At 68.6% G+C, this 7,237-nt stretch carries 6 protein-coding genes; 3 read left to right on the top strand and 3 right to left on the bottom strand.

Annotation, left to right across the window (positions count from 1 at the left end; genetic code table 11):
- Positions 1 to 1,166 (top strand): helix-turn-helix domain-containing protein (locus FF041_RS17445; protein WP_153523674.1); only part of this gene is annotated, 1,166 nt, incomplete at its 5' end.
- 273 nt (positions 1,167 to 1,439) lie between these two features.
- Here FF041_RS17445 and FF041_RS17440 read toward each other — a convergent pair.
- Genes FF041_RS17440 through FF041_RS17430 form a run of 3 tightly spaced genes read right to left on the bottom strand, consistent with a single transcriptional unit; the run spans position 1,440 to position 5,323 of the window.
- Complete coding sequence (locus tag FF041_RS17440) at positions 1,440 to 1,997, bottom strand: class IV adenylate cyclase (protein ID WP_153523665.1); 558 nt, start codon at positions 1,995 to 1,997, stop codon at positions 1,440 to 1,442.
- Between the two features lie 10 nt (positions 1,998 to 2,007).
- Positions 2,008 to 3,102 (bottom strand): aldo/keto reductase, encoded by a 1,095-nt coding sequence (locus tag FF041_RS17435; RefSeq protein WP_153523664.1) that lies wholly within the window; start codon positions 3,100 to 3,102, stop codon positions 2,008 to 2,010.
- A 10-nt stretch (positions 3,103 to 3,112) separates the two neighbouring features.
- The gene (locus FF041_RS17430; protein ID WP_228388297.1) at positions 3,113 to 5,323 is read right to left on the bottom strand and encodes a B12-binding domain-containing radical SAM protein; all 2,211 of its coding nucleotides are present in this window, start codon (positions 5,321 to 5,323) and stop codon (positions 3,113 to 3,115) included.
- Between the two features lie 192 nt (positions 5,324 to 5,515).
- Between FF041_RS17430 and FF041_RS17425 the strand changes: the two genes are divergently transcribed.
- Together FF041_RS17425 and FF041_RS17420 are read left to right on the top strand one after the other, a co-directional pair.
- Positions 5,516 to 6,898: a helix-turn-helix domain-containing protein gene (locus FF041_RS17425; RefSeq protein ID WP_323391981.1), complete on the top strand. Its 1,383-nt coding sequence runs from the start codon at positions 5,516 to 5,518 to the stop codon at positions 6,896 to 6,898.
- Between the two features lie 181 nt (positions 6,899 to 7,079).
- The coding region (locus FF041_RS17420) for a helix-turn-helix domain-containing protein (protein WP_153523663.1) at positions 7,080 to 7,237 on the top strand (158 nt) is incomplete at its 3' end.

Here is a 7,237-nt window from a genome sequence, read left to right as displayed (position 1 = left end):
CAGGCAAGCACGTGAAGGAAGTACGTAAGCGCCGGGGGCTCACGCAACGGGGCCTCGCTGACGCCTCGGGCGTCTCACTGTCGATCATCCGGAAGTTGGAGCAGGGTGAGCGGGAGACCGCCCGCCTTGAGACGCTGCGGAAACTCGCCGTCGCACTCCGCGTGCCGACCATGCGCCTGTCCGACGGTCCGCGCCCAGAGGGGCCCAGGGAAGGCACCGAAGAACGATGGGGAGCAGTCCGCGCAGCGCTCGAACAGCCCCCGCTCCGCCTGGAATCGGACGATGATCCGCCGACCGTCGAAGGCGTACGCACGAGCCTGGCGGTAGAGGCGCTGCCTCTCTACGCCGCACATCGGTTCAGCGCGCTCGCAGAGGTTCTGGCACCGATGCTCCGGGATGCCGAGGCATTGGGAGACAGCGGCCGTAGGGTCCGTGTCCGCCTGTTACAGCTCGCGGGCGGCGCCATGGTCCACACACGGCAGTTCGGTGCGGCTGAGACTGCGCTCCGCCGTGCGCTGGACGATGCGGGAGACCGCATGGAAGGAGCAGCCACGGTCAATACGATGTGTTGGCTGCTTCTGCGGAAGGGGTCGTTGGATACGGCGTACGACCTGGCCGTGAAGTGGGCGGACGACATAGAGCCCCGCATCTCTCGCGCGACTCCCACCGAGCTGAGCGCTTGGGGTTCGATGCTGCTCCGGGTGTCGGCGGCAGCGATAAGGAACTCTCAGACCGGACAGGCGGACGACGCACTCAGGCTCGCACGTTCGGCGGCGGTCTTGCTAGGACGCGAGCACGCACCGGAGAGCGAGATCCTGCGGGCCTTCGGTCCCACCACGGTCAATCTCAAGGCTGCCGAGAACGCGAGCGTCGCGGATCGCCCAGATGCGGTTCTGCGCCTCGCCGAGGGCATCTCTCCTCGCTCGCTCAAGGCGGCAACATCCAGTAACCGCAACCGCTACCTGCTGGATGTGGCACATGCCCACGCCCGGACCCGTCAGTACTCCGAGGCGTTCGGAAAGCTCGAACAGATCAGAGAAGACAGCCCCGAATGGCTTCCGAACCAGCGGTACGCCCGAGACATCCTCGCCAAGATCCTTAAGGGTCGCCGAACACTGACTGCCGACATGCGGACCATGGCGGATGTCGTGGGACTGCCTCTGTAAGGACACTGCGTGGCAGCGTCTCAGCCACTTAGCCGATCAATGGGCAGGTGGCGAAGTGCCGGTAAGCGGAGGCATCGACGTGTCAGACGCTCAACCCGTCAAGCGTCTGACGGACCAGACTCGTACACTAGGCGAAGGCCCCGCCCCTCACTCTCCCCTGCGCACGATTCGCCGCTGTTGCTATCGCTGCGGTCTCGGGTCCGTGAGCTGAACCGCGCCGGTCCGATCGGGCGGGTGTCGTGATGTCCCGCTCCAGTGTGTTCAGGTAGCGGTCTACCGTCCGAGGACGAGATGCGGGTACCCGGCGTGAACGCGTTCGCCGAGTGCAGCGCCGAGATCGGCGATGAACTCGTCCAGGCAGGCAGTGGCGGCTTCGACGCTGTCGGCTTCGCCCTTGAACTCGAACTCGATGAAGGTGCCGAGGTCGGCGACCTCGTCGAAGGCGACGGCGATCTGGCCGTCGCTGGTGGTCCACTCCTCGCGGACCTTGTCGACGACGGCGATCTTCTTGTAGTCGAGGGCGGCGAGGAGCCGGGTGATGGCCTCGGGGTCGCTGACCGTGCTCTCGTACTCGTCGCAGTGGGTCTTCATGGCGGCTTCCAGGGGGTGCCACCGCTTGAAGTTGAGGGAAGCCGTGGCGTCCTCGACGCGGACGCGCAGCCATTCAGAGATGATCTCAGTGGCGAGGAAGTCCCGATGGGGCGCGTTGTAGTAGGTGTCGATCTGCCGTGATGGGGTGCCGGGCTTGGCCTCCAGCCTGGTCAAAGTGGACTTGACGGGTTGGGCAGGGCCGGTGAGGCGGTACTTCTGTTCGACCTCGGTGTATTCCACGGTGGTTTCCTTACTGGTGGTCGGTGGGGCGATTCTTCTGGGCGGGGCCGGCCAGGGGGCCGGATTCGGTCAGGTTCTCCCGCACGGGTGACATGACACGGTGAAGGAAGTGCAGGTTCTGGTCGGTGAGGGGTTCACCGCTGCGGGCAAGGTTGTCGGTGATCTGGGTGGCGTCCCGGAATCCGACGAGAGCGACGGCTCCGGGGGCGGTGTGGAGGGCGTACTGGATGGCGACCCGGGCCAGATCGCTACGGGCGGTGCCGAACCGTTGTCCGATCCGGCCCACGGCGTGCTCCACCAGGCTCACGAGGGTGGAGCTGACCGGTTTCCGGGAGCGGTGGTCGGCGCTGCTGAAGCCCTGTTCGGTGCGGTTTCGGTAGGTACCGAGAAGTAGACCCTGTCCGAGGGTCTGCTTGAGCAGGACACCGACGCCGTCCCGGCGGGCGAGGGCGAGGACATCGGTCTCGTCCGGCCTGTACAGCGGAGTCATGAGGTTGTGCCGGACGGTGATTGCATCGGGCCGCACAGCCGCGTACAGGGCGAGGAACCGGCGGGCTTCAGCGGCGTGGGGGTGGTCAGGGTCGGTCGCCCACTCGGCGGCGAATCGGTGCGGGGCCCGTATTCCGACCGCGCGGATCAGGCCCTCCTCCCGAAGCCGCCGCAGCGTCCAGATGGCCGGGGCGAGGTAGGCGTCCTGCGGGCCGAAGTCCGTACTGTGCAGGTGGTACAGGTCCAGGTAGTCGGTGCCGAGGTTGTCCAGGGTGGTGGCGAGCTGGTGGCGGATCTGCCGCTGGAGGTAGGGGTGGCGGGCGGTGCCGGCGAAGTAGCCGACCTTGCTGGAGATCACCAGCTCGTCCCGGCGCATCTCGGCCAGCAGGCGGCCGATGAGACGTTCGGAGCGGCCCAGGCCGTAGACGTCAGCGGTGTCGAAGAGGGTGACGCCGAGGTCGCGGGAGCGGACCAGACCGGCGTAGGCGGCGTCCTCGTCCACTCCTTCCCAGCCGATCGGCTTGCCGTTGTTGACGGCTGGGCCGCCGATGGTCCAGCAGCCCGCGCCGATCCGCGACACAGGCCGTCCGAGGCCCGGAAGCTCTGTGTAATCCATCGGGGGCTCCCTAGGTTCCGCAGGAGTCGGAGGCGTTGATCAGGGCCCAGCCCGTGGTCGTCGCCCATCGGTCGTGCTCGCGGCTGAGCGTGGTGGCGTGCTCTCCCCGCAACTGGCCGGCGACGTGTTCGACTGCGGTGGTCATGCGAGGGCGCAGCCGGTCGATTCGGGCCTCCAGGAGCCGGCCGACGTGGTGGGTGAGGTCGCGTATGGCCTCGCCACTGACTCCTGTCAGGGGGTACTGGTCGAGGGCTCGGATCATGTCGCCGAGGACGGCGAAGGCGGCGCCCTTGAGCACGACCCGGGCCTCTCGGACCGCGTCCCGCCGACTGCCGTCCAGGACTTTCTCCAGCGATTTCAGGGTGTAGTCGAGGGCGAAGTTCCGGTCCACCCAGCACTGTGCCCAGCCGGAGGCGACGCCGATGCGCCAGTCGGCGAAGCGGGCGTCGACCCTGCCCATCGATGGCCTTACCTGCCCGGTCAGTCCGGCGTCCGCCGCCTTGCGGGTGTACGCAGCGCCGATCAGGCATTCCATCGACACGAGCATGTACGAGACGCCGTTGTGCAGGGCCATCCCCATGCTGTGCTCGGCTACGAACGCCTCATCGCGTACCCCGGCCACGATGTCGGCCACGGGAAGCTCCGGCTGCGGGGCGAGCAGGAGGTCGGTCCGGCCCTGGAAGGCGTAGGTGGCCTTCAGCTCCTCCAGGCTCATCAGGTGGTCGAAGGTGATGTAGGTGAAGCGGGTGGGGACGCCGAGGGTCGACAGAGTGCGGATCGCCAGCGCGTTCTGCCTGCCGGTGGTCTCCTTGTTGAAGCGCTCCAGGACGGAGTCGACGCCGGATTCCACGCCGAACAGCATCCGGCGGAGTCCCCGGTCGAGGAGGGTGCGCCACATCCGGGCCCGCTGCTCATGCCAGGCGGTGTCCTGGACGGGGTCGACGACCTGGTCGACACGGCAGCTCGACTCCCAGGCGAACCCGGCCTCGTCCAGCACCTGGGAGACGGCGAGCGCACGGTCCACGGCGTCCTCCCCGCGACCGATGAACTCCTCGTCCACCAGGTAGAGGGTGCGCGAGACATGCGGGTATCGGTCGAAGACCTGTCCCATCTCCCGCAACATCCAGGGCAGCCGGTCGGGGGCGGCCCCGGACCAGGTGCCCTTGTGGCCTCGCGGGCAGAACGAACAGAAGTTGGTGCACCCTCGGGAGGCTTCGAGCTGGGCGACGCCGTGGTGATCGAATGTCGCAGGGAGGAGATCCAGCTCGGGGAAGATGTCCGCGGTCATGTCCCGCGCGACCGGTTTGGCGGTGTGCCTGCGGGTGATGGTCATGCCGCCGCCGCGGGCGACCCCGTTGTAGCCGAGCGCGGGGATCCGCTCACGTTCGAGATCGCCGTGCCAGTGGGCGAGGAGCCCTTCGATCGTGGCTTCCCCTCCCGCACGGGCCACCAGCAGGTCCGGGTAGCGCTCCAGCAGGAGGCGTTCGTTGCGCGCGACCAGGCTTCCGCCGGCCACGATCACCGGCGGAGAGGGCAGGGCGAAGGCGGTGTCCAGAAGCTGGGAGAGGAGGTCGTACTGACCGAACGTCGCGGATACGCCAAGGATGTCCGGCATCCCTTCCCGTAGCCCGGCTACCAGGTCGTCCAGGGTGGTGCCGAGCTGCATGTCGGCCAGCTCAACGGTGCCCAGCAGGGTGGACCGGGCCGCCCGCGCCACGTCCGAGATGCCCAGCGGGAAGCGGGGCAGGGGGAAGTATTCGGGGTGGTAGAGCGCGGCCAGCAGTACGCGGGGGCGGCCGAACCGCTCAGCGGCCTCCGGTTCGATCTCGGCCGGCGACAACCAGGAGGCATCATCCTCGAAGGCGATGCGGCCGTCCAGCCAGGCGGGCCAGGCCCGTGTCCGGTGCGGCAGCCCGGACAGGTCGCCGAGGACCCAGAGACCGTCGTTCCGCTTCATGAGCACCAGACGCCGGTCCAGCGAGCCGGTGACATGCACGGGACCCGAGTGGCAGTCGGCAAGAGCAGCCTGGAGCGCCCCGGGGGCGATCGACAGGCTGTGCAGGTCTCGTTCGGCCACACGATGGTGGTTGTCCGGTGATCCAGCCAGCCGCAAGATGGCCCGCAGCTTCGTCCGCAGGCCGTTCTGATCGGCGGCCCCCTGCCCCGGGTCGGTCGACGACCAGTCAGCGGTAGGGGTGTTGAGCAGATCCAGCGCACGCATCGATTCTCGCCTCCCTGGTGGGCGGTCCGGGTCTCGGTCCGCCGGTGAGGGAAGGAAACCGGCGGGCGGGGCGACGGGGGAGAGGCGTCCTGCCGATATGCAAGCGGCGTACACCCCGTGTAAGTGGCGTGCAAAACCTCGCGTTCCCGGCGGTGTTGACGCGACAATCCACTCAGCGGAAGGTGGAGAACCGTGGCCCTGGACGACACACACCCGATCTGGAGCGCGCCGCCGATGCTGGAGGCCATCGCTCAGAGCAGACCCGGTGCCATCGTGAGACTGGCCCGTCTCGCGGCGGAGCTGACCCAGGCCGATCTGGGAGCGTCAACTGGCTACACCGCCGCGTCGATCTCCAGGATGGAACGCGGCAAACAGCCGATGCGCGACATGGCACTGCTGAGGAGGATCGCGGAGGTTCTGAACATCCCGCCCCAGCTGCTCGGCCTCGCATCACGACACACCCCGCCAGGGACGTACGGATCCGCCTCTCACCCGCCCGGCCCGGCAACTAGGGTGGCCGGAGCATCGCCGTTCGGTGAGGAGGGTGAGGATCCAGTGCGACGCCGCAATCTCCTGGCCGGGCTGGCCACGACCGCCGCAAGCACAGTCTTCGGCGCGGCCCCGGCCACCGCCCGGCCGGCTCTGGCCGGGCTGGAGGATCTGCTGCTGCACCGGGGCGGCCCGGCCACTGGCGTTGAACCCACCCCGCAGGCGGTGGCCGCCGCGCTCGCGGCCTCCCTCCGGGAGTTCGGCACCTGTCGCTACGACATCCTTGCCCGTGCGCTGCCGTCCCGCATCGCCCTCGCCCAGGCCCTGGGCCAGCAGGGGGCGGCCGAGCGGTCCGCCACCGCCGTCGCCGAGCTCTACAACACCGCCACCCGGCTCTGCATCAAGCTGGGGGAAGACGGCCTCGCCGCCGTCACCGCCGACCGGGCGCTGACGGCGGCCCTCTCCGGTGCCGGTGCCCTCACCGTCGCCGAAGCACACCGCATGGTCTCCAGCTCCTGGCGGCGCCAGGGCCACTACGCCCGTGCTACCGATGTCGCCGTGACCGCTGCTCAACAGCTGGCGGCCGATCGCACCGCACCGGAAGCCGAACGGCTGTCCGTACAGGGCAACCTGTACGCCACCGCCGCCTACACCGCAGCCAAACAGGGCGACCGGCACACAGCCCGCGAACTGATTGCCGAAGCGGAGATCACCGCTGGCCGGCTGGGGCACGACGAGCTGGGCGGCACCGCCTTCTTCGGCCCCAGCCAGGTCCTGCTGCACCAGATCTCCATCAGCCACCTCCTCGGCGACTCGGGGCAGGCCATCGAACACGCCCGCCGCGTCAATGCCGGCCACCTGCCGACCCCCGAACGCCAGGCCCGCTACTGGATCGATGTCGCCCGCTCATTCGACCAATGGGGCAAACCCGACCGTTGCTATCGGGCCCTTCTGGCCGCCGAACAGGCCGCCCCTCAGGAAGTCCGCCGCAGCTCCGTACGCACCATTGCCGCCGGCTTGATGCGACACGACCGCGTACTCCCCGGCGTCCGGGCCTTCGCCAACCGTGCGGGCGCACTGACTTGAGACCGGCGCTCCCGTCCGGGTCGCGCTGGGCTCGGGTGCTCTGGGGGGCCGCCGGGCGAAGACGGCGTGTACGTACGGGTGTTCGCCCCGGGGTGCGGACGGACAGGACAGCCGGCTCTGATGCCGTTGGCCTTGACATCTGCCGGGAGCCGCACTGCCGCTTGCGTCGTACTCTCGTGATATGAGCAGCGCAGGCAAGCACGTGAAGGAAGTACGTAAGCGCCGGGGGCTCACGCAACACGGTCTGGCTGAAGCCTCGGGCGTATCGCTCTCCATCATCCGGAAGTTGGAGCAGGGTGAGCGGGAGACCGCCCGCCTTGAGACGCTGCGGAAACTCGC

This window comes from Streptomyces jumonjinensis, assembly GCF_009600885.1.
Classification (GTDB): domain Bacteria; phylum Actinomycetota; class Actinomycetes; order Streptomycetales; family Streptomycetaceae; genus Streptomyces; species Streptomyces jumonjinensis.
The sequence above is the reverse complement of the archived record's forward strand: the minus strand, read 5'-3'. Positions and strand labels throughout refer to the sequence as shown.

What these genes read in the sequence shown, in the direction of transcription:
- FF041_RS17435 (WP_153523664.1), bottom strand. Translation starts at nt 3,102, where the DNA reads ATGGATTACACAGAGCTTCCGGGCCTCGGACGGCCTGTGTCGCGGATC.
- FF041_RS17430 (WP_228388297.1), bottom strand. Translation starts at nt 5,323, where the DNA reads ATGCGTGCGCTGGATCTGCTCAACACCCCTACCGCTGACTGGTCGTCG.